Below are 18,580 nucleotides of genomic sequence, written 5' to 3' on the forward strand. Positions count from 1 at the left end.
CGTCACCGGCCGCGCACCCGCTGTTTCCGAACCCTGTTGACACGGCACCCGAGCGCGCCGAGAGTGCACAGTGCCGGTACCGGGAAGGAGGCTCGGGATCGTGGTCATCGAACTGTCCCTGCTCGGAGGCTGGCGGCTGGCCGCCGACGGCCGGCCCGCGGCGCTGCCCGAGGCCGCCCGCAAGGTGGTGGCCTATGTGGCGGTCCGCGGCCCCTCGACCCGCCAGCAGCTGATCGGGGCGCTGTGGCCGGAGAGCCCCGAGGCGCAGGCCGGGGCCTGCCTCCGGTCCACCCTCTGGCGGATCAGGCGCTGCCTGGAGGACCTGCTGGTGGCGCGCGGAGAATGGGTCAGCCTGGACCCCCGGGTGCGGCTCGACCTGGCCGGGCTGCGATCCGACCTGCTCCGCGTCCCCGACCCGCCGCGCCCCGGGCCCGAGGAACTGGACGGCGAACTCCTGCCCGACTGGTACGACGACTGGCTGCTGGTCGAGCAGGAGCGGCTGCGGCAGCAGTGCCTGCACGCGCTGGAGCGGCTGGCCGCGGTCCTGGCCGACGAGGGGGACTACGGCGCCGCGCTGCAGACGGCCCTGGACGCGGTCAGGATCGACCCGCTCCGGGAGAGCGCCCACCGCGCCGTCATCGGCATCCACCTGAGCGAGGGCAACCGCTCCGAAGCCCTGCGCCACTACGCGGCCTACCGGCGGCTTCTGCACGACGAACTCGGCCTGGAACCCTCACCGCTGCTGCGCTGCCTGGTCCCGCCGTCCCCGGCGGACCTGCTGACCGGTCCGGGCGCGGCGCGGACCGCGTTATCCTGAGGGGTCCGACCTGCGTCCACACTGAAAGTCCTCCTCATATGTCTGTCGAGTCGGTCTTCCCGCGCCTGGAGGCCCTCCTCCCGCACGTCCAGAAGCCGATCCAGTACGTCGGCGGGGAGCTCAACTCCACCGTCAAGGACTGGGACGCCTGCGACGTCCGCTGGGCCCTGATGTACCCGGACGCCTACGAGGTGGGGCTGCCCAACCAGGGCGTCATGATCCTGTACGAGGTGCTGAACGAGCGCGAGGGCGTCCTCGCCGAGCGCACCTACAGCGTCTGGCCGGACCTGGAGGCGCTGATGCGGGAGCACGGCGTCCCGCAGTTCACCGTGGACGCGCACCGCCCGGTCAGGGCCTTCGACGTGTTCGGGCTGAGCTTCTCCACCGAGCTCGGGTACACCAACATGCTGACCGCGCTCGACCTGGCCGGGATCCCGCTGCTGGCCCGGGACCGCACCATCGACGACCCGATCGTGCTGGCCGGCGGCCACGCCGCGTTCAACCCGGAGCCGGTCGCCGACTTCCTGGACGCGGCCGTGGTCGGCGACGGCGAGCAGGCCGTGCTCGACATGACCGAGATCATCCGCGCCTGGAAGGCCGAGGGCCGCCCCGGCGCGGACGGCCGCAGCCCCCGCGACGAGCTGCTGTTCCGGCTGGCTCGGACCGGCGGCTTCTACGTGCCCAAGTTCTACGACGTCGAGTACCTGCCGGACGGCCGGATCGGCCGGGTCGTGCCGACCATCTCCGGCGTGCCGTGGCGGGTGTCCAAGCACACTGTGATGGACTTGGACGAGTGGCCCTACCCCAAGCAGCCACTGGTTCCGCTCGCTGAGACGGTGCACGAGCGCATGTCCGTGGAGATCTTCCGCGGCTGCACCCGCGGCTGCCGCTTCTGCCAGGCCGGCATGATCACGCGCCCCGTGCGGGAGCGAAGCATCACCGGCATCGGCGAGATGGTGGAACGCGGGCTCAAGGCGACCGGCTTCGAGGAGGTCGGCCTGCTCTCGCTGTCCTCGGCCGACCACACCGAGATCGCGGACATCGCCAAGGGACTCGCCGACCGCTACGAGGAGGACAAGGTCGGCCTGTCCCTCCCGTCCACCCGGGTCGACGCCTTCAACATCGACCTGGCGAACGAGCTCACCCGCAACGGACGCCGCTCCGGCCTGACCTTCGCCCCCGAGGGCGGCAGCGAGCGGATCCGCAAGGTGATCAACAAGATGGTGTCCGAGGAGGACCTCATCCGCACCGTCGCCGCCGCCTACAGCAACGGCTGGCGCCAGGTGAAGCTGTACTTCATGGTCGGCCTCCCCACCGAGACCGACGAGGACGTGCTGCAGATCGCCGAGATGGCCAGGAACGTCATCCAGAAGGGCCGCGAGGTCACCGGCCAGAACGACATCCGCTGCACCGTCTCCATCGGCGGGTTCGTGCCCAAGCCGCACACCCCGTTCCAGTGGGCCCCGCAGCTCGGCGTCGAGGAGACCGACGCCCGGCTGCTGAAGCTGCGCGACGCGCTCCGCAACGACAAGAAGTACGGCCGCAACATCGGCTACCGCTACCACGACGGCAAGCCCGGCATCGTCGAGGGCCTGCTGTCCCGCGGCGACCGCCGGATCGGCAAGGTCATCCGGGCGGTCTACGAGGACGGCGGCCGCTTCGACGGCTGGCGCGAGCACTTCTCCTACGACCGCTGGATGCGCGCCGTCGAGAAGGGCCTGGCCGGCACCGGCGTCGACCTCGCCTGGTACACCACCCGCGAGCGCCAGTACGAGGAGGTCCTGCCCTGGGACCACCTGGACTCCGGCCTGGACAAGGACTGGCTCTGGGAGGACTGGCAGGACTCCCTGGAAGAGGTCGAGGTCGACGACTGCCGCTGGACCCCCTGCTTCGACTGCGGGGTGTGCCCGCAACTCGACCTCGACATCCAGATCGGCCCCACCGGCCAGAAGCTCCTGCCCTTGACCGTGGTCAAGTAGCCGCTTGTGCCGTGTCCGACCGGCTCGGACACGGCACAACCGGATCCTGTGAAAGCCCGGCGTCGGAGCCTGATCCGAAGGCGTCCGGTTTGATGACGAGTCGGTCTCTCGCATCCTTGGGGACGACGAGCTGCAGTCGGACCCCGGGCGCGCGGACCTTCGGGATCCTGACCCGGGTGACCCTGCAGGTAATCCCGGCTCGCAGCAGATCCGCGGCCATCACCGCTGCGCCCGCCGATTGCCAGTACGTCCGGAGACTCCTGCCGTCGAGGACGTTCTCCCAGCGGTCCGCGGCAGCCTCCCCTTCCCGGCCCGATACGTAGACCCTGATCCGCACAGGGATATCACCCAGGACGGCCAGCACCTCCTCGGCGAGTCTGCTGTAGACCCCCTGGGGGTCGGGCGCACCCATGCCGCCGCCTGGACAACCGCGGCATCTCAGGTACTCGTACGCCCTGCCCTTGTTACTCGTCCTTTGCGCGGTCAAGGTGGTGCCGCATTCGGCGCAGACGAGGACGCCGAGGAACCGGGTCGCGCCGCCCGGTTGCCGCAGGGGCTGGTTCTTGGAGCGCTTGTCGAGGGCTGCCTGCAGTTCGTCGAACTCGGATCTGGTGAAGATGGGATCGGCGACGCGGGTCGGTTGTCCGTTCCGGCCGAGGACCAGCCTGGCTCTGCGCACTCCGCCGTTCCGATCCTCCTGGACCCGGTAGCCCGTGAGGCCGGGGTTCCGGAGCCTGCGAAGCAGGGTCGACGTGGTCAGGCCAGGGCCGCACAGCCCGGTCCGGTCGATGACCTTGACCATGTGTCTGGCGGACACACCGCGCAGCGCCATGGCCCGGCACCAACGGAGAACGCGGACCGCCGCCTCGTCGTGGACGAGCACGGGCCTGCCGCGCTCGTCCTGGGCAGTGGTGTACCCGTAGGTGGGCTTGCCGACCAGCCATTCGCTCTGCGACTTCGTGTAGTCCCAGAGGCCCGTGACGCGGGTACTGGTGTTGGCGGCCTCGATCTGCGCGACACCGCCGATGACCGTGGTCAGGATCTTCCCGGCCTCGCTGGTCAGGTCGACGGGGTCATGCTTGGAGGCGAGGTTCTTCCCGTACCGGGAGCACCAGTCGATCATGGTGCTCAGATCGCTGAGCCGACGCACGAACCGGTCGAGCTTCCAGAACAGCAGCACATCGAACTCGGGTGCCCGGTTGTGGAGCCAGTCGCCCAATTGCTTGCGTTTCCAGGGTGGCACCTTCGTGGCGGAGACATTGAGGTCACTGGCAACGCCGACGACCCTGATCCCACGCTCCCTGGCCAGGACGCGGAGGTCGAGTTCCTGCCGGGCGGGTGACGTGGTGTCATGCGTCATGACCGACAGCCGGACGGACAACAGGCCGCGCGGCGCGTCCGCCGGGAGCAGCGCTTCCGCGTCCCGCAGCTCTGCCAGCAGCGCCAGATCCGCCTGGGTCCACAAGCCTTCTGGATTGTCGTGGTCGGGCTTGGTTGCGCGCCCCCTGTGCTGTCCCATGCCGGGACCCTAGATCTGGGTCCGTCGCCGGAGCCGCCTGTTTGCCAGTGGATCATCCGATCGGGGAGGGCCGCGCCCGGACGGGAATATCCGTGGGCGCGGCCCTGTTGCAGATCAGGTGCCGCAGAGGCAGAACGGGTGGCCGACCGGGTCGGCGTAGACGCGCCAGGTCTTGGTGCCGTTCCAGTCCTCCAGCAGAGTGGCCCCGAGGGCCAGTACCTGGCGCTGGGAGTCGGCGATGTCGGTCACGGCGATGTCGATGTGGGTCTGCTGGGGCTGCTCCTGGCCGGGCCAGCTGGGCGCGCGGTAGTTGTCGATCCGCTGGAACGACAGCGTGGTGCCGTAGTCGCCCTGCAGTTCGACCCAGGTGTTGTCCCCGTCCTCGTCCACCACCTTGCCGCCCACCAACTCGGCGTAGAAGCCGGCCAGTGCGGTCGGGTCGGGGCAGTCCAGGGCGAAAGTCTGCAGCGTGCCGATCATGCTTGTGCCTCCGTCAGGTGCGTCGCGGGCCCACCGGCTCCGCGTACCCTTGGCCGAGTACAGCTACACACTCCTACTCCCTAAGGACTGAGCGCTCTGGCACGCCGCACGCCCGACGGTCCTCCTCCCGCCCCGGTGGTCCAGCGCATCCGTCTGCGCTACACCAAGCGCGGCCGTCTGCGCTTCACCAGCCACCGCGACTTCCAGCGGGCCCTCGAGCGCGCCCTGCGCCGCTCGGCCGTTCCGATGGCGTACTCGGCGGGCTTCTCGCCGCACCCCAGGATCAGCTTCGCCAACGCCGCCCCCACCGGCTCCGCCAGCGAGGCCGAGTACGTGGAGCTGGCGCTCAGTGCCCGGCGCGACCCGGAACTGCTCCGGGCTCAGCTGGACGAGTCGCTGCCGAACGGGCTCGACATCGTGGACGCGGTGGAGGCGACCGGCAGCAACTTCACCGACCGGCTGGAGGCCTCGCTGTGGGAGCTGCGCCTCGACGGGGTGACACCCGGGGCAGCCGGTGCCGCTGTGGCGGCTTTCCTGGCCGCAGAGACCGTCGAGGTCCAGCGGACGATGAAGAACGGTATTCGCACGTTCGACGCGCGCGGGGCCGTGGTGTCCTTGGAAGTGGTCGAATCGCAGGTCGTCGCGGGTGCGGACGGCCTACCTGAAAGTAGTACCGATATCGCCGCAGGCCGTGCTTGTGCGATACTGCGGCTGGTTGTTCGGCACGCCACACCCGCCGTCCGACCCGATGACGTCCTGTCCGGTCTCCGTGTGACGGCCGACCTGGCGCTGCCGGTCCCCGCTGGGGCGACCAGGCTGGCGCAGGGGCCGCTAGACGAGGAGTCCGGTGCGGTGACCGACCCGTTCGCGCCCGACCGCGGCGCGGCACCGGCCCTCCCATCCGAGGCGGCCGAGCCGCAGCCCGTGTAGGCGGCGGCGGCCGGTCAGGCCCGCGCCCTGCACCGTACGGTGCATCGCGGCTTCGTCGTCGGCGCCCGTTCAGGGCCTCTGGGAGCCACCCGGGGCCCGGACAAACCCGACCGTCCTGTGCCACTGGGGACGGTCCTGCGCAGCCAAGACCTGAAGACTGGCTCGACCAGAAGACTTTTCGGCGTACCGCACTGCGGAGCGTCGATCGACACACGCAAGCCCCTGTGCGGCGCCCGCCCAAGAAGCGTGGCGCCCGGGGGCATGAACGGGAGAACCGCCCGGATGCTCGATATCAATGACCAGAACGAACAGAACGACCCGCAGGGCGACGGCGCCGCCGCGGAGGGATCGGCCCCCAAGGCCGCCCCGCGTCGCCGCCGCGCCGCCAGCCGCCCGGCAGGGCCGCCGCAGGCCGAGGCGGACGCCTCGGGTGCCGCAGCCGCCCTGGAGGCCGCAGCCCCGGAGGCAGCGGCTGCCGAGCCGGTGAAGCGGGTGCGCCGCACCCGCAAGAAGGCCGAGGCCGAACCCGTCGCCGAGGCGCCCGTCGCCGAGGCCCCGGCCGCCGAGGCCCCCGTCACGGCAGCGCCCGCCGAGGAGGCCCCCGCGGCCGAGCCGGTGAAGCGCGTACGCCGGACCCGTAAGAAGGCCGAGCCGGTGCAGACCGAGATCGAGGTGCCGCAGCAGCCCGCTGCGGTGGCCGAGGAGCCGGTCGTCGAGGAGCCGGTGGCCGAGGAGCCGCTCGTCGTGGTGGTGCTGGAGGAGGAGCCCGAGGCTGAGGCCCCGGCCGACCCCGAGCCCGCCCCGCAGCCCGAGCCCGCCCCGGTCGTGGAGACCACCCGCTCGCGCCGTCGCGCGGTCCGCCCGTCCACCGCGGTGTTCCAGGCGCCGGTGTTCCAGGCGCCGGCCGAGATCGTCGTCGCGGCCCGCCCCGCCGTCCCGGCCGCCTCCTTCACCCAGCCCGCCGCTCCGGCGGTCGACTCCGGCAGCGCCGAGCAGGCCGAGCTCGAGGACGGCCGTCGCCGCAACCGCCGCCGGGCGACCGCGCCGGTCGCGGCCCCGGTGGTCGACAGCGCCCCGGCGGCCCCGGTCGAGACCGAGGCCGAGCCGAGCGCTCCGGCCCGCCGGACCCGCAGCCGTTCGAACGCGCCCGCCGCGCCGACCGCTCCGGCCGTGTTCCAGCTCTCCACCGGCCGCGCGCCGCTCGGCGCCCCCGAGCCGGTGCGCACCCCCGCCCCCGAGCCGGTGCCCGCCGGGCCGGCCGAGGAGGCCGGGTACGAGGACGACGCGCCCACGGGCCGCCGCCGCAACCGCCGCCGCGCGGTCTCGCAGGCCCCCGCCTTCACCGCCCCGGTCGTCCCCGAGGAGCTGGACGAGGACACCGAGGACGACACCGAGGCCGATGAGGCTCAGGACGCCCAGGGCTCGCAGGAGTCCTACGGCGACGAGGAGGGCCGTCCCTCGCGCCGCCGCCGTCGTGGCGGACGCCGTCGCCGCCGTGGCGAGGGCGACGACTTCGACGCCCCGGCCGCCGGTGAGCAGCAGGCCGCCCCGGCGCAGTCGCAGCAGGAGTCCGACGAGGACGAGGACGAGGACGACGACCTGGGCGAGGCCCTGTCCGCGTCCAGCCGTCGCCGCCGCCGTCGCCGCCGTCGCAGTGGGGACGGCGCCTCCGAGGTCGAGTCCGCGGCCGTGACCGACGACCCCGAGCGCACCGTGGTGAAGGTCCGCGAGCCGCGTCGCCGCGGTTCCGCCTCCGACACCGCCGCGCCCGCGGCGTTCGACCCGGACGAGGTGCAGTCCATCAAGGGCTCCACCCGTCTGGAGGCGAAGAAGCAGCGCCGCCGCGAGGGTCGCGAGCAGGGCCGCCGCCGGGTCCCGATCATCACCGAGGCCGAGTTCCTGGCCCGCCGTGAGGCGGTCGAGCGGGTGATGGTGGTGCGTCAGCAGGGCGAGCGCACCCAGATCGGCGTGCTCGAGGACAATGTGCTGGTCGAGCACTACGTCAACAAGGAGCAGGCCACCTCGTACGTCGGCAACGTCTACCTGGGCAAGGTCCAGAACGTGCTGCCGTCGATGGAGGCCGCCTTCATCGACATCGGCAAGGGCCGCAACGCGGTGCTCTACGCGGGCGAGGTCAACTTCGCCTCGTTCGGCTCCAAGGGCGGCGCGCGCCGGATCGAGTCGGTGCTGAAGTCCGGCCAGTCGGTGCTGGTCCAGGTCTCCAAGGACCCGATCGGCCACAAGGGCGCCCGGCTGACCAGCCAGATCTCGCTGCCTGGCCGCTACCTGGTGTACGTGCCCGAGGGCTCGATGACCGGGATCAGCCGTAAGCTGCCGGACACCGAGCGGGCCCGGCTGAAGAACATCCTGAAGAAGATCGTCCCGGACGACGCCGGCGTGATCGTGCGCACCGCCGCCGAGGGCGCCTCCGAGGATGAGCTGACCCGTGACGTCCAGCGGCTGCAGCAGCAGTGGGAGGACATCCAGAAGAAGGTCAGCACCGGCAACGCGCCGACCCTGCTCTACGGCGAGCCGGACATGACCGTCCGGGTGGTCCGCGACATCTTCAACGAGGACTTCACCAAGGTCATCGTCTCCGGCGACACCGCCTGGGAGACCATCCGCGAGTACGTGGACGGGGTCGCCCCCGACCTGGTGCCGCGGCTCACCCGGTGGACCTCCGAGGTGGACGTCTTCGCGACCTACCGGATCGACGAGCAGCTGATGAAGGCGCTGGACCGCAAGGTCTGGCTGCCCAGCGGCGGTTCGCTGGTGATCGACAAGACCGAGGCCATGATCGTGGTCGACGTCAACACCGGGAAGTTCACCGGCCAGGGCGGCAACCTGGAGGAGACGGTCACCCGGAACAACATCGAGGCGGCCGAGGAGATCGTGCGCCAGCTGCGGCTGCGCGACCTCGGCGGCATCATCGTGATCGACTTCATCGACATGGTGCTGGAGTCCAACCGGGACCTGGTGCTGCGCCGGCTGCTGGAGTGCCTGGGCCGGGACCGGACCAAGCACCAGGTGGCCGAGGTCACCTCGCTGGGCCTGGTGCAGATGACCCGCAAGCGGGTCGGCCAGGGCCTGCTCGAGTCCTTCTCCGAGACCTGCGTGCACTGCAACGGGCGCGGCGTCATCGTGCACATGGAGCAGGCTCCGCCGGTGCCCAAGGGCTTCTCCGGTCCGATGGGCGAGGAGTCCTTCGGCCACCAGGACGGCGAGTCCGCCGAGGGCGGCAGCGGTGGCGGCAGGCGCCGTCGCGGTCGCGGTCGCGGCGGGGACAGCCAGTCCGACGCCCACGGCCAGGGCCACGAGCACGACCACGAGGAGACCCTGGACGAGCTGGCGCAGCAGGTCGTCACCCACGGCCTGACCGCCGAGGAGGTCGAGGACCTGGAGATCGTCGGCCCCGACGCGGACACCGAGGCAGCGGCCGAGCCGGTGGCTCCGGTGGTCGAGGTCGTCGTCGAGCAGGTCGAACCGGCCGCTCCGGCCCCGCTGGACGCCGCGGTGCAGGCCGAGGCCGAGGAGCTGGCCGAGGCCATGATCGAGTCCTCGGCCCGTCCGGCCCGCACCCGCCGCCGCGCGGTCCGCAAGGCCACCTCGCCGGCGGGCCTGCCCGCCGCGCAGGAGGCGGCCGTGGTGGTCGTCCCGGCCCCGGTGGTCATCGAGACCGCCCCGGAGCCGGTGGCCGAGGCCGTGCCGGTGGCCGAGGCCCCTGAGGCCGAGACGCCCGCTGCCGAGGCCCCCGTGGCCGAGGAGCCCGCCGCCGAGGCGCCCGCGCCCCGCAAGCGGGCCCCGCGCAAGGCGGCGGCCAAGAAGGCCCCGGCCGACAAGGCCCAGGCCGAGCAGGCCGGGGCGGACGCCCCGGCCGAGGCCCCCGCCGAGGCCGCGGCCCCGGCTCCGGCCAAGAAGGCCGCGGCGAAGAAGACCGCGACCAAGAAGGCGGCGGCCAAGAAGACCGCCACCAAGCGCGCTGCCAAGAAGGCGGCTCCCGCCGCCGAATAGCAGTCAGCAGCCGTCACCCGGTCGGCAGCCCGTCCCGCTCAGCGGGGCGGGCTGCCGCGGGTTCTGCGGTCGTTCGGCCTGTTCACCCCGTCCCACCTGGGCTGGTTTGACCCGCAGGCCGTGGTTCCGTAGCCTTGACCCTCGGTGCAAATTTACAGATCCGTAGGTTTGCCCCCACTCCTGAGCACACACCCTCCCGGTTCGAGGCGTCAGCCTCACCTCACCGGGGGAGGCCCCTCGCCGTTTCGCTGCGGGAAGGCTGGCGTCAGGAGTTCCGTCCGAGTGGAGAGTGGGTTCGCGGTGTACGCGATCGTGCGTAGCGGCGGTCGGCAGCACAAGGTTGCTGTCGGCGATGTTTTCGAGTCCGACAAGGTGGACGCCAAGGTCGGCGAGACCGTGGAGCTTTCGACGATCCTCATCGTCGACGGCGAGGCCGTCACCAGCGACCCCTGGGTCCTGGCCGGTGTGAAGGTGCGCGCCGAGGTGGTCGACCACCACAAGGGCGAGAAGATCAACATCATGAAGTACAAGAACAAGACCGGTTACCGCAAGCGCATGGGCCACCGTCAGCGCCACACCGCGCTCCGTGTGACCAGCATCGACTCGGCGAAGTAAGGGGCTCGGGAGATGGCACACAAGAAGGGCGCAAGCTCTACCCGTAACGGTCGTGACTCGAACGCGCAGCGCCTCGGCGTGAAGCGCTTCGGCGGCCAGAAGGTCAACGCCGGCGAGATCCTGGTCCGCCAGCGTGGCACCCACTTCCACCCGGGCTCCGGCGTGGGCCGCGGTGGCGACGACACCCTGTTCGCGCTGAACGCCGGCGCGGTCGAGTTCGGCACGTTCCGCGGCCGCCGCGTCGTGAACATCGTGCCGGTTGCCTGATCCGGGCAAACCGCAACGCTTGAGGGTGGATCGGAACATTCCGGTCCACCCTCGGCGTTTCATTGACTTACTCCCCATTGCTTATCGAGAGGCCCTGTCACCATGACCACCTTCGTGGACCGCGTCGAGCTGCACGTCAGCGCGGGTAACGGAGGCCATGGCTGCGCCTCCGTGCACCGGGAGAAGTTCAAGCCGCTGGGCGGTCCGGACGGCGGGTCCGGCGGCCGTGGCGGCGATGTCACCCTGGTGGTGGACCCGCAGGTCACCACCCTGATCGACTACCACCACTCGCCGCACCGCAGTGCCACCAACGGCAAGCCGGGCGCGGGCGACAACCGTACCGGCGGCGACGGCAACGACCTGGTGCTGCCGGTGCCGGACGGCACCGTGGTGATGGACAAGCAGGGCAAGGTGCTGGCCGACCTGGTCGGCAACGGCACCAGCTTCGTGGTCGCGGCCGGCGGCCGCGGCGGCCTCGGCAACGCCGCGCTGGCGTCCTCGCGCCGCAAGGCCCCCGGCTTCGCGCTGCTCGGCGAGCCCGGCGACAGCATGGACATCGTGCTGGAGCTCAAGTCCGTGGCCGACGTCGCGCTGGTGGGCTACCCCAGCGCCGGCAAGTCCTCGCTGATCTCGGTGCTCTCGGCGGCCAAGCCGAAGATCGCGGACTACCCCTTCACCACCCTGGTCCCCAACCTCGGTGTGGTCACCGCGGGCGACCACGTCTACACCATCGCCGACGTGCCCGGGCTGATCCCCGGCGCCAGCCAGGGCAAGGGCCTCGGCCTGGAGTTCCTGCGCCACGTCGAGCGCTGCGAGGTGCTGGTGCACGTGCTGGACTGCGCCACCCTGGAGACCGAGCGGGACCCGCTGGCCGACCTGGACATGATCGAGGCCGAACTGGCCCAGTACGGCGGTCTGGAGGACCGGCCGCGGCTGGTCGCCCTCAACAAGATCGACGTGCCGGACGGGCAGGACCTGGCCGACATCACCCGCGCCTCGCTGGAGGAGCGCGGCTACGAGGTGTACGAGGTCTCCGCGGTGTCCCGCAAGGGCCTGCGCGAGCTCAGCTTCGCGCTGGCCCGGATCGTCGCCGAGGCCCGGGCCGCCCGCCCGGTTGAGGAGGCCACCCGGGTGGTGCTGCGCCCGACCGCGGTGGACGACGCCGGCTTCACCGTCAGCTACGACGCCGCCGAGAACCTCTACCGCATCGTCGGCAGCAAGCCGGAGCGCTGGATCAAGCAGACCGACTTCTCCAACGACGAGGCCGTCGGCTACCTCGCCGACCGGCTGGCCCGGCTGGGCGCGGAGGTCGCGCTCGCCAAGGCCGGCGCCAAGGAGGGCGACACCGTGGTCATCGGCGAGTCCGACAACGCGGTGGTGTTCGACTGGGAGCCCAGCATGGCCGCCGGCGCGGAGATGCTCGGCCGCCGCGGCGAGGACCACCGTCTTGAGTCGCCGCGCGACGCGGTCACCCGCAAGCGCGAGCGCGAGGCCATCCGCGACGACGCCGCCTCCGAGTTCGCCCGCTTCGACCCGCTGCCCCGGCGCGAGGTCGAGCCGGCCCCGGAGGAGTACGACATCGAGGACGACGAGGACATCTGAGCCATGCCCACCCCCCTGGCTCCGCTGCCCAAGGCGGAACTGCACCTGCACATCGAGGGCACGCTCGAACCCGAGCTGGCCTTCCTCCTGGCCGAGCGCAACGGCATCGACCTGCCGTACGCCACGCCGGAGGAGCTGCGCAGCGCGTACGCCTTCAGCGACCTGCAGTCCTTCCTCGACCTGTACTACCGGCTGACCGCGGTGCTGCTCACCGAGCAGGACTTCACCGACCTGGCCGAGGCGTACCTGGTCCGGGCGGCGGCGCAGGGGGTGCGGCACGCCGAGGTCTTCTTCGACCCGCAGGCGCACACCGCCCGCGGGGTGGAGCTCGGCACCGTGGTCCGGGGCCTGGCGCGGGCGCTGGACCGCAGCGAGGAGCGGCACGGCATCTCCACCGGGCTGATCCTCAGCTTCCTGCGCGACCTCCCGGCCGAGGACGCGCTGCGGACCCTGGCCGACGCGGCGCCGTACCTGGACCGGATCTCGGCCGTCGGCCTGGACTCGGCCGAGGTCGGCCACCCGCCGGCCAAGTTCACCGAGGTCTACGCCGAGGCCAAGCGGCTCGGCCTGCGGCTGGTCGCCCACGCCGGCGAGGAGGGCCCGCCCGCCTACATCAGCGAGGCGCTGGACCTGCTCGGCGCGGAGCGGATCGACCACGGCATCCGCTGCCTGGAGGACGAGGCGCTGGTGGCCCGGCTGGTGGCGGAGCGGATCCCGCTCACCGTCTGCCCCTTCTCCAACGTCCGGCTGCGCTGCGTGGACCGGCTGGAGGACCACCCGCTGCCGGCCATGCTGGCGGCGGGCCTGCTGGTCACGGTCAACTCGGACGACCCGTCCTACTTCGGCGGCTACGTGGAGGACAACTACCAGGGGCTGCGCCGGGCGCTGGGGCTGACGGACGGTCAACTCCGGCTGCTGGCGCGCAACTCCTTCCTGGCGTCCTTCGTCGACGAGGCCCGCAGGGCCGAACTGCTGGCCGAGTTGGACGCGCACCCGTCCAGCGGCTGATATCCAGGTGAGGCCGGTCCTCCGGTTCGCGTAGATTGCGATCCGGCGGACCGGCCACCACTCGAGTTCGGGAGCGACGGCGTGACAGGCACCCTGCGGGACGACGTGCGGGACGCGCGGCGGATCGTCGTGAAGGTGGGGTCCTCCTCGCTGACCACCGCGGCCGGCGGCCTGGACGCCGACCGGGTGGACGCCCTGGTCGACGTGCTGGCGAAGCACCACGGCGGGCAGACCCAGATCCTGCTGGTCTCCTCCGGCGCCATCGCGGCCGGGCTCGCGCCGCTGGGGCTCGACCGGCGCCCGCGGGACCTGGCCCGGCAGCAGGCCGCCGCCAGCGTCGGCCAGGGCCTGCTGATGGCCCGTTACACCGCCTCCTTCTCCCGCTACGGGCTGCGGGTCGGCCAGGTGCTGCTCACCGCCGAGGACGCCAGCCGCCGGGCGCACTACCGCAATGCCTTCCGCACCCTGGAGCAGCTGCTGGTGATGGGCGCGGTGCCGGTGGTCAACGAGAACGACACGGTGGCCACCGCCGAGATCAAGTTCGGCGACAACGACCGGCTGGCCGCGATCGTGGCCCATCTGGTCCGGGCCGACCTGCTGGTGCTGCTCTCCGACGTGGACGGCCTCTACGACGGCGACCCCAGCAGGCCGGGCAGCAGCCGGATCGCCGAGGTGCGCGGTCCCGAGGACCTGGCCGGGGTGGAGATCGGCAGCGCCGGCAAGGCGGGGGTCGGCACCGGCGGCATGGTGACCAAGGTGGAGGCGGCCAGGATCGCCACCGGCGCGGGCATCCCGGTGGTGCTCACCGCCGCCAGGTATGCCGCCGACGCCCTGGCCGGACGGGACACCGGCACCCTGTTCCACCGCACCGGCCGGCGCTCCGCCGACCGGCTGCTCTGGCTGGAGCACGCCAGCGCCCCGCGCGGCGCGGTCCGGCTCGACCCGGGCGCGGTCCGGGCCGTGGTGGAACGCCGTACCTCGCTGCTGGCCGCCGGTGTGACCGGAGTTGAGGGTGAGTTCGCCGCAGGCGATCCGGTGGACCTTCTTGACGAAAACGGCAACATCGTCGCCCGGGGGCTGGTCAACTTTGATGTGAGGGAGCTTCCCCGACTGCTCGGACGCTCGACGCCGGAGCTGGCTCGGGAGCTCGGCCCTGCGTACGAACGCGAGGTGGTGCACCGCGATGACCTGGTAGTCCTTCCCACACCACTGGGGCGGGGCTGAGGGTCGGCGGAACGGGGCGGAACTGGGGCGGACCTTCCCGCGTCAACTAGGAGGGTGGCACGGGGGTGCACGGGTGCGGCGGGCTCAAGAGGCCGGCCGGGCCATGACCGACTGACACCGACAGGAGGCCGCCGGTGGCACGCAGACGCCAGGGGTCGGGATCCGCAGGAGCGGCGGACACGGTGCTCACCAGCATCGAAGGGGGCGCATCGCACTCGGTGCGCGCTGCCCGTACGACCCAGAACGCCCCCACGGCCGCGATACCGCCCAGCACGTCCGCGGACGAGGACGGCGGCCGGTCCCGGCTCTGGCACGTGGTGCTCAGCGTCGCCGGCCGGGCGACCCCGCTGACCGAGCTCAAGCGCGGACTCGAACAGCTGGCCCATGACCACACCCCCTTCCTGACCGCCCGCTACGCCACCGACCACGGCGAGATCCGGTACTGGGAGCAGGCCGAGGACCTCCAGGACGCGGCGGCGATGGCGCTGCGGCTCTGGGGCGAGCACAAGGCCAGCGCGCGGCTGCCGCCCTGGGAGATCGTCGGCCTGGAGGTGGTGGACCGGGCGACCTACCACAAGCGGATCGCGGAGGGGTACGGGGAGTCCCGGGTCTTCCTCGGCGGCGTGCACCCGTACTGACCGTTGCCGGGGCCGCGCCCGCGGCGGTTATTCTTGCCCGCATGAGCAGCAGCCCTGACGGCGACTTCGAACTGACGGCCTTCCCCTCCCCCGACCTCCCGTCCCCGCTGCCGCAGTCCCCGGTGCTGCAGGCGGCGTACCGGGCCAAGGCCGCCGCGACGGACCTGGCGCCGCTGCCGCGCACCCCCAAGGACGACGCGCTGCTCGCCATCGCCGACGCCCTGGTGGTGCGCACCCGGGAGATCCTGGAGGCCAACGCCGAGGACGTGGCCAGGGCGCGCGAGGCGGGGACCTCGGAGTCGGTGGTCGACCGGCTGACGCTGACCCGGGAGCGGGTCGCCGCCATCGCCGCCGATGTGCGCCATGTCGCCGGACTGCCCGACCCGGTGGGCGAGGTGGTCCGCGGCTCCACCCTGCCGAACGGCCTCGACCTGCGCCAGGTCCGGGTGCCGCTCGGCGTGGTCGGGATCATCTACGAGGCCCGGCCCAATGTCACCGTGGACGCCGCCGCGCTCTGCCTGAAGTCCGGCAACGCGGTGCTGCTGCGCGGCTCCTCCTCGGCCTACTCCTCCAACCGGAAGCTGGTGGAGGTGCTGCGCGACGCCGTCGGCGGGGCCGGGCTGCCGCCCGACTGCGTCCAGCTGGTGCCGGGGGAGTCCCGCGACTCGGTGACCGAGCTGATGCGGGCCCGCGGCATGGTGGACGTGCTGATCCCGCGCGGCGGAGCCTCGCTGATCCGCAACGTGGTGGAGAACTCCACCGTCCCGGTGATCGAGACCGGTACCGGCAACTGCCACGTCTATGTCGACGCCGACACCGACCTGGCCATGGCGGTGGAGATCCTGGTGAACTCCAAGGCCTCCCGTCCCAGCGTCTGCAACGCCGCCGAGACGCTGCTGGTGCACCGGGACGTGGCCGACGCCTTCCTGCCGCTGGCCCTGGACGCGCTGGCCGAGGCCGGGGTGACCGTCCACGGCGACGAGGAGGTGCTGGCCCACGGGGAGAACTCCAAGGCCACCGTGGTCCCGGCGACCGTGGAGGACTGGGAGACCGAGTACCTCTCCTACGACATCGCGGCCCGGGTGGTGCCCTCGCTGGACGCCGCGGTGGACCACATCCGGCTCTGGTCCACCGGCCACACCGAGGCCATCGTGACCACCTCGCAGGCCGCCGCCCGCCGCTTCACCCAGTTGGTGGACGCCACCACGGTCGCCGTCAACGCCTCCACCCGGTTCACCGACGGAGGGCAGTTCGGCTTCGGCGCGGAGATCGGGATCAGCACCCAGAAGCTGCACGCCCGGGGCCCGATGGGGCTGCCCGAGCTCACCTCCACCAAGTACATCGTCACCGGCGACGGGCACGTGCGCGGCTGACCCGCGGGTGGTGCGCCGGGGCGCGGCCCTGGCGAAGCCACAGACAAGCGGAGGTACCGGCGCTACGCTGATCGCAGTGGTGCGAACAGGCTGTGGTCTGCTGATACCGGGGGGTGCCGTGAATCCCGATGGCTTTGACACAGGTGCGAGTGACGCGGTGCCGGGTGATCCGGAGACGAACACGCCCGAGACCGGAGCGCCCGACATCTTCGCCGGACTCGTCCTCGACGAGGCCTTCGTCCTGGCCGCGCTGATCCACGAGCCCTCGGCCGAGGAACGGCTGCGGTCGATGCGCGCGGACGCCAAGCGGCGCGGGCGCGCGGTGACCGGCCCCAAGCGGCTGGACCAGGGCGGCGCGGTGCGCCCGGTCGGCATCATCAGCCGGCGCGGCCGGTACCAGGCCGCGCCCGGGCGCTGGCAGCGGGTCGTCGCCCGGGTGATGCTGGTGGTGATCGGCCTGCTCGCGGTGCTGGTCGCGGCGGCGGCGGTGTACCGGGGGACGGGCCTGAACGGCCAGCCGGTCCCGGGGTCCAGCAGCGGCACGGGCAGCAGTTCGACCGGCAGTGCGGCGGTCGGGGTTCCGCGCTAAGTGAACTTGCTCTCAGTGACACCACCCGCTGGGTGCTTATGCCCCTTTTGTCGTAGTGCTATGGTCGTCGGTCAACCCGGATCCAGAAGTTGACCCCTGAGGACCTTTCACACCCGTTGGAGCGACATACCCTTGAGCCATGGGTGGCCGGGCAGAGCCTCCGGAGGGCACGCCCGAGGGCGGTCCCGGGGGCGAGGACGAGTTCCGATCCGTCGTGTTCGACGAGTCGTTCGTCAGAGCTGCCCGGATCCAGGAGCTCTCGGCGCAGGAACGCATGTCCTCGGGCACCCGTCCGGTCCGCAGGCGCGGGCTGCGCAGCGGGCTCTCGCGGCAGGCCCTGGCGCTGATGCTGCTGGTCTCGATGGCCTTCGCCGCCGCCGTCTACCTGGGGACCAAGCACCCCTATGTGCCGGTGCGCGGGAACGCGGCCGAGCTCAGCATCTCGCTGTTCCCGCTGCAGGCCGGGCCCGCCGGGGTGCCCACGCTGGTGCCGGGGGTGCCCGAGGCCGAGGAGTCGGCCTCGCCGAGCGCCTCGTCCTCCGCGTCGGCTTCCTCCTCCGCTGCCGCCGGGTCCTCGTCGGCCCGGTCGACCCCGTCGGCCCAGGTGTCGCCGCAGGCCTCGGGGCCGGTGGAGATCCTGCCCGAGGACTACCCCTCCGGCAGCTCCGGCCTCGGCCTGCCCAGCCCCCGGCACACCGACAACTTCAGCCAGGCGCAGGTGCTCCAGGCGCTCCAACTGGTCCAGCACTACCTGGAGGTGTCCTCGCTCGACCCCAATGTGCTGACCGGCGGTGACACCGACGCGGTGCGCAACCTGCTGGCGTCCGGCCAGTACGGGCAGTTCGACCAGAGCATCTCCAAGCCGACCGACGACCGCAGGCACGAGGCCACCGGCTGGATGGTGCGCTTCGACCCGAAGCAGGTGAAGCTGGCCCCGGACCAGAAGATCCGGGCCCAGGGCACCATGAGCTTCGCCGAGGTGGGCTCCAACACCCTGGAGCTGACCAGCGACTACACCTTCATCTACGCGCTGGCGCAGACACCGGGGGCGATCGCCTCCGCGTCCGCCTCGGCAGCCGCCGCGGATGTCCCGACCACGATCGGGGGACTGGCCGCGCCGCACCCCACCGTGCTGTTCACGGTCCGCCGGGAGATCACCTACCGGGTCACCGCGGCCGACATCGACGACGGCCACCTGGAACTCTCCGACTCGGTCACCCAGGTCGGCGCCACCGCCTGCGACGCGGACCAGAGCCGCTTCCTGCAGCCGGTCTTCCCGCAGCCGAGCACCGCCTCGCCGTTCGCCCCGGCCACGGCCGTGCCCTCGGCCGCCGCCACCGCCGGTGCGACCGGGTCGGCGACACCGGACGCGACCCCCACCCGGACCCGCGGCCCGGTCGGCACCGACCCCTTCGACCAGAACCGTCCGGCCTGGGCGGTCTGCGGCTACATGACGGGGCCGACGCCCTGACCCGTACGGCACTGGTGGGTCGGGAACGTCGGCCGGTGTCGTGCTGGTGCGGACGAC

The 18,580-nt window shown here is 72.0% G+C and carries 15 protein-coding genes; 13 read left to right on the plus strand and 2 right to left on the minus strand.

Annotated features, from left to right (window positions below):
* The first annotated feature begins 100 nt into the window (after positions 1-100).
* The gene (locus ACEZDG_RS11070; protein WP_380506290.1) at positions 101-817 is read left to right on the plus strand and encodes an AfsR/SARP family transcriptional regulator; all 717 of its coding nucleotides are present in this window, start codon (positions 101-103) and stop codon (positions 815-817) included.
* Between the two features lie 38 nt (positions 818-855).
* A complete protein-coding gene (locus ACEZDG_RS11075; protein ID WP_380506294.1) occupies positions 856-2,796 on the plus strand; it encodes a TIGR03960 family B12-binding radical SAM protein in 1,941 nt (646 codons plus the stop codon).
* Here ACEZDG_RS11075 and ACEZDG_RS11080 read toward each other — a convergent pair.
* Together ACEZDG_RS11080 and ACEZDG_RS11085 are read right to left on the minus strand one after the other, a co-directional pair.
* Positions 2,789-4,315: a recombinase family protein gene (locus ACEZDG_RS11080; RefSeq protein ID WP_380506297.1), complete on the minus strand. Its 1,527-nt coding sequence runs from the start codon at positions 4,313-4,315 to the stop codon at positions 2,789-2,791. The two genes, ACEZDG_RS11075 and ACEZDG_RS11080, sit on opposite strands and share 8 nt — an antisense overlap.
* 114 nt (positions 4,316-4,429) lie before the next feature.
* Positions 4,430-4,795 (minus strand): VOC family protein, encoded by a 366-nt coding sequence (locus ACEZDG_RS11085; protein WP_380506300.1) that lies wholly within the window; start codon positions 4,793-4,795, stop codon positions 4,430-4,432.
* Between the two features lie 135 nt (positions 4,796-4,930).
* On the opposite strand from ACEZDG_RS11085, the gene ACEZDG_RS11090 reads away from it, so the two are divergent.
* From ACEZDG_RS11090 to ACEZDG_RS11140, 11 genes are all read left to right on the plus strand, one after another.
* Positions 4,931-5,725: a TIGR03936 family radical SAM-associated protein gene (locus ACEZDG_RS11090; RefSeq protein WP_380506303.1), complete on the plus strand. Its 795-nt coding sequence runs from the start codon at positions 4,931-4,933 to the stop codon at positions 5,723-5,725.
* A 282-nt stretch (positions 5,726-6,007) separates the two neighbouring features.
* Entirely contained in the window at positions 6,008-9,736 is a 3,729-nt protein-coding gene (locus ACEZDG_RS11095; RefSeq protein ID WP_380506306.1) for an Rne/Rng family ribonuclease, read from the plus strand.
* A gap of 300 nt (positions 9,737-10,036) precedes the next feature.
* Positions 10,037-10,351: a 50S ribosomal protein L21 gene (gene rplU / locus ACEZDG_RS11100; RefSeq protein WP_380506924.1), complete on the plus strand. Its 315-nt coding sequence runs from the start codon at positions 10,037-10,039 to the stop codon at positions 10,349-10,351.
* 12 nt (positions 10,352-10,363) lie between these two features.
* Positions 10,364-10,618 carry a 50S ribosomal protein L27 gene (rpmA, locus tag ACEZDG_RS11105; protein ID WP_380506309.1) on the plus strand — a complete coding sequence of 85 codons (255 nt, stop codon included), beginning with the start codon at positions 10,364-10,366 and terminating at the stop codon, positions 10,616-10,618.
* A 102-nt stretch (positions 10,619-10,720) separates the two neighbouring features.
* The gene (gene obgE, locus ACEZDG_RS11110) at positions 10,721-12,220 is read left to right on the plus strand and encodes a GTPase ObgE (RefSeq protein ID WP_380506312.1); all 1,500 of its coding nucleotides are present in this window, start codon (positions 10,721-10,723) and stop codon (positions 12,218-12,220) included.
* A gap of 3 nt (positions 12,221-12,223) precedes the next feature.
* Positions 12,224-13,228 carry an adenosine deaminase gene (locus ACEZDG_RS11115; RefSeq protein ID WP_380506315.1) on the plus strand — a complete coding sequence of 335 codons (1,005 nt, stop codon included), beginning with the start codon at positions 12,224-12,226 and terminating at the stop codon, positions 13,226-13,228.
* Positions 13,229-13,333: 105 nt separating this feature from the next.
* Complete coding sequence (gene proB / locus ACEZDG_RS11120; protein ID WP_380506927.1) at positions 13,334-14,452, plus strand: glutamate 5-kinase; 1,119 nt, start codon at positions 13,334-13,336, stop codon at positions 14,450-14,452.
* Between the two features lie 134 nt (positions 14,453-14,586).
* Positions 14,587-15,090 carry a hypothetical protein gene (locus ACEZDG_RS11125; protein WP_380506318.1) on the plus strand — a complete coding sequence of 168 codons (504 nt, stop codon included), beginning with the start codon at positions 14,587-14,589 and terminating at the stop codon, positions 15,088-15,090.
* 41 nt (positions 15,091-15,131) lie between these two features.
* Entirely contained in the window at positions 15,132-16,463 is a 1,332-nt protein-coding gene (locus ACEZDG_RS11130; protein WP_380506321.1) for a glutamate-5-semialdehyde dehydrogenase, read from the plus strand.
* A 157-nt stretch (positions 16,464-16,620) separates the two neighbouring features.
* Complete coding sequence (locus ACEZDG_RS11135) at positions 16,621-17,052, plus strand: SCO2583/SCO2584 N-terminal domain-containing protein (RefSeq protein WP_380506324.1); 432 nt, start codon at positions 16,621-16,623, stop codon at positions 17,050-17,052.
* Positions 17,053-17,191: 139 nt separating this feature from the next.
* Positions 17,192-18,523, plus strand: a complete 1,332-nt coding sequence (locus ACEZDG_RS11140; RefSeq protein WP_380506327.1) for an SCO2583 family membrane protein — start codon at positions 17,192-17,194, stop codon at positions 18,521-18,523.
* Positions 18,524-18,580 lie beyond the last annotated feature (57 nt).

This window comes from Streptacidiphilus alkalitolerans (assembly GCF_042511045.1).
Taxonomy (GTDB): Bacteria; Actinomycetota; Actinomycetes; order Streptomycetales; family Streptomycetaceae; genus Streptacidiphilus; species Streptacidiphilus alkalitolerans.

Coding starts and splice junctions, on each gene's coding strand:
- ACEZDG_RS11075 (WP_380506294.1), top strand. CDS start 856: ATGTCTGTCGAGTCGGTCTTCCCGCGCCTGGAGGCCCTCCTCCCGCAC.
- ACEZDG_RS11080 (WP_380506297.1), bottom strand. CDS start 4,315: ATGGGACAGCACAGGGGGCGCGCAACCAAGCCCGACCACGACAATCCA.
- ACEZDG_RS11085 (WP_380506300.1), bottom strand. CDS start 4,795: ATGATCGGCACGCTGCAGACTTTCGCCCTGGACTGCCCCGACCCGACC.
- ACEZDG_RS11095 (WP_380506306.1), top strand. CDS start 6,008: ATGCTCGATATCAATGACCAGAACGAACAGAACGACCCGCAGGGCGAC.
- rpmA (WP_380506309.1), top strand. CDS start 10,364: ATGGCACACAAGAAGGGCGCAAGCTCTACCCGTAACGGTCGTGACTCG.
- obgE (WP_380506312.1), top strand. CDS start 10,721: ATGACCACCTTCGTGGACCGCGTCGAGCTGCACGTCAGCGCGGGTAAC.
- ACEZDG_RS11115 (WP_380506315.1), top strand. CDS start 12,224: ATGCCCACCCCCCTGGCTCCGCTGCCCAAGGCGGAACTGCACCTGCAC.
- ACEZDG_RS11130 (WP_380506321.1), top strand. CDS start 15,132: ATGAGCAGCAGCCCTGACGGCGACTTCGAACTGACGGCCTTCCCCTCC.
- ACEZDG_RS11140 (WP_380506327.1), top strand. CDS start 17,192: ATGGGTGGCCGGGCAGAGCCTCCGGAGGGCACGCCCGAGGGCGGTCCC.